Source organism: Lamprobacter sp., from assembly GCF_034860625.1.
GTDB lineage: Bacteria > Pseudomonadota > Gammaproteobacteria > Chromatiales > Chromatiaceae > Lamprobacter.
The window spans coordinates 1-2,449 of the sequence record NZ_JAYESN010000355.1; the positions used below are offsets into that span (position 1 = coordinate 1).

Below are 2,449 nucleotides of genomic sequence, written 5' to 3' on the forward strand. Positions count from 1 at the left end.
CGATCCATCACCTCGATACCCCCTTCAACAACCCAAGCGCTGATGTGCTTGCCGACATCGAGGTCACCGATCCTACTCATCCGCTGTTTGGACGCCGATTCGCGCTGTTACGCCGCTTAGCTCCGATCGGCGGACAAACCTCCGTGTTAGTGGTCTATCAAGAAGGGGTCTTTCTCCGTCTCCCCTTGGTGGCCACCGACCTTGTGCTGTCTGAGCGCCGGCCTCCGGCGAAGCTGACCGTATCGGCGGTGACTGAGTTGGTCACACTTGCCCAACGGTTCGGTGTATGCCCATCGCTCCCAACGCCCTCTGGCACGGCCTCAGTACCGAGTGCCAACAGCACATCCTCGCCGACTTGACCGCCGTGGCTCAGGAGGTCCTCCATGTCGCACGAACTGATCACCGCGAGCCATCTGGCGCGGCGGGCCGTGGTCTACATTCGCCAATCGAGTCCCCATCAGGTGTTGAGCAACCAGGAGAGCCTGCGCTTGCAATACGCCCTGCGCACCCGCGCCCTGGAGTTGGGCTGGCATGAGACGGATGTGCAGCTCATCGATGTCGATCTGGGGCTGACAGGTGCCAGCGCCGAGCATCGTGCCGGGTTCAAGGAGTTGCTGAGTTTGGTGACACTTGAACAAGTCGGCCTCATCCTCTCAATCGATGTAACGCGGCTCTCGCGCAACTGTTCGGACTGGTATCCCTTGCTGGATCTCTGCGGGTATAAGCACTGTCTGATTGGTGATCGCGACGGGATCTATGATCCGGGTACGCCCAACGGGCGTTTGCTGCTGGGACTCAAGGGGCAGATCTCCGAGCTGGAGCTGCACACCATCCGCATGCGCTTGACGGCGGGGTTGCTCAACAAGGCCGCGCGCGGCGAGCTGGCCTTGCGCTTGCCGGTGGGGCTGGTGCGCGAGCCCCATGGCACGGTGGTCAAGGACCCCAACCGCGAGGTCCAAGCGCGCATCGCCCTGGTCTTCGAGACGTTCCTGGCACAACGCTCGGCCGCCCAGGTGGTGCGGGTCTTCCGTGATCAAGGCCTGATGGTGCCACGGCGCGATCGTTTTGGCGAGGTCACCTGGCGCACGCCAAGTGTGGCGGCGATCATTGCCATCCTGCACAACCCGGCCTATGCGGGGGCCTTCGTCTACGGACGCACGCGCACCGAGCGTGACGGTCCCGGCCCACGCGGCTGTCGGCAACGTCGCGTGCCGATGAGCGACTGGAGGATCTGCGTGAAAGACACGTATCCCAGCTCTCTTTCGTGGGACACCTTCGAGACGATTCAGGCCATGTTGCAGGACAACGATGCGGAGTATGACCGCAATAAGACCCGCGGCATCCCGCGCCCCGGCAAGGCGTTGCTGCAGGGCTTGGTTTACTGCGGGGAATGCGGCCACAAGATGGTGATCCAGTACCAGGGTGGCGCCCACTACCTGTGCAATCATCTGCGACAGCAGTTCCGCACGCCGGTCTGTCAATACATCCCGGCTGATCCCATCGATGCGACGGTCATCCCTGCCTTCTTTGCGGCGCTGACACCGATCGAACTCGATGCCTATACCGCGGCGATGGCCGCGCGCGCTCGCGCCCAGCAGGCATTGCGAGAGGCCCAACAGCAGCAGCTGCAGCGCTTGCGCTATGCCGTGGCACTCGCCGAGCGGCAGTTCCTGAAGGTCGATCCGGACAATCGCCTGGTGGCCGCTGAGCTTGAACAGCGCTGGGAGGAGGCGCTGCGTGATCTGCGCGATGCGGAGGCGCAACAGGCACAGGAGGTCGCCAGTGAGGCCCCAAGCGACACCTTGGACGCGTCACTCACAGCGGCTTTCAGCGCCCTCGGGCAGCAGTTGCCAACGATCTGGGACCAACTCGCACGGGAGCAGCAAAAGGCCTTTCTGCGTTGTCTGATCGATAAGGTGGTGCTGCAGCGCAGCGCGTCCGATCAGGCGCATCTGCGCCTGGTCTGGAAAGGTGAGCAGGTCAGTCCCTTCGACGTGGCGCTGCCCGTGGGGTCGCTGGCTGCGTATACGCAGGGCGCCGCCATGACCGAGCGGCTCTTGAGCCTATTTGCCGAGGGCCTTGGCGATGAGGACATCGCCAAGATGCTGACGCAGGAAGGCTTTCGCTCACCGATGGGCCGGCGGGTCTTGCCCAGTACCGTGCAGACGATCCGTCTGCGTCATGGTTGTCTGCAGACCCGTCATCAGTCCCATCCGCGGCGCGTCGCAGGTTTTCTGACGGTGTCGCAATTGGCTGAGCGGCTCGATGTGCCGCGTCACTGGCTCTATGATCGTCTGCACAATGGCACGATCGAGCTGACGCCAGACTCGAGCACTGGACTCTATCTCTTTCCCGATAACCCAAGAACGCTGGAGCAATTGAACCAACTGCGTGAGGGTCAGCTCAACAGCGTGCGTTTTTCACAGGAGCATCAAGATGCCTAATCGAA

At 62.6% G+C, this 2,449-nt stretch carries 2 protein-coding genes; both read left to right on the plus strand.

The window, feature by feature from the left end; translation table 11 throughout:
- On the plus strand, nt 1-359 hold a 359-nt coding region (locus tag VBE63_RS27425), incomplete at its 5' end, for a hypothetical protein (RefSeq protein WP_323686164.1).
- A 24-nt stretch (nt 360-383) separates the two neighbouring features.
- Complete coding sequence (locus VBE63_RS27430; protein ID WP_323686165.1) at nt 384-2,444, plus strand: recombinase family protein; 2,061 nt, start codon at nt 384-386, stop codon at nt 2,442-2,444.
- Nucleotides 2,445-2,449: the final 5 nt, after the last annotated feature.

Excerpts from the sequence above, each read along its gene's own strand:
- VBE63_RS27430 (WP_323686165.1), top strand. The coding sequence starts at position 384 with ATGTCGCACGAACTGATCACCGCGAGCCATCTGGCGCGGCGGGCCGTG.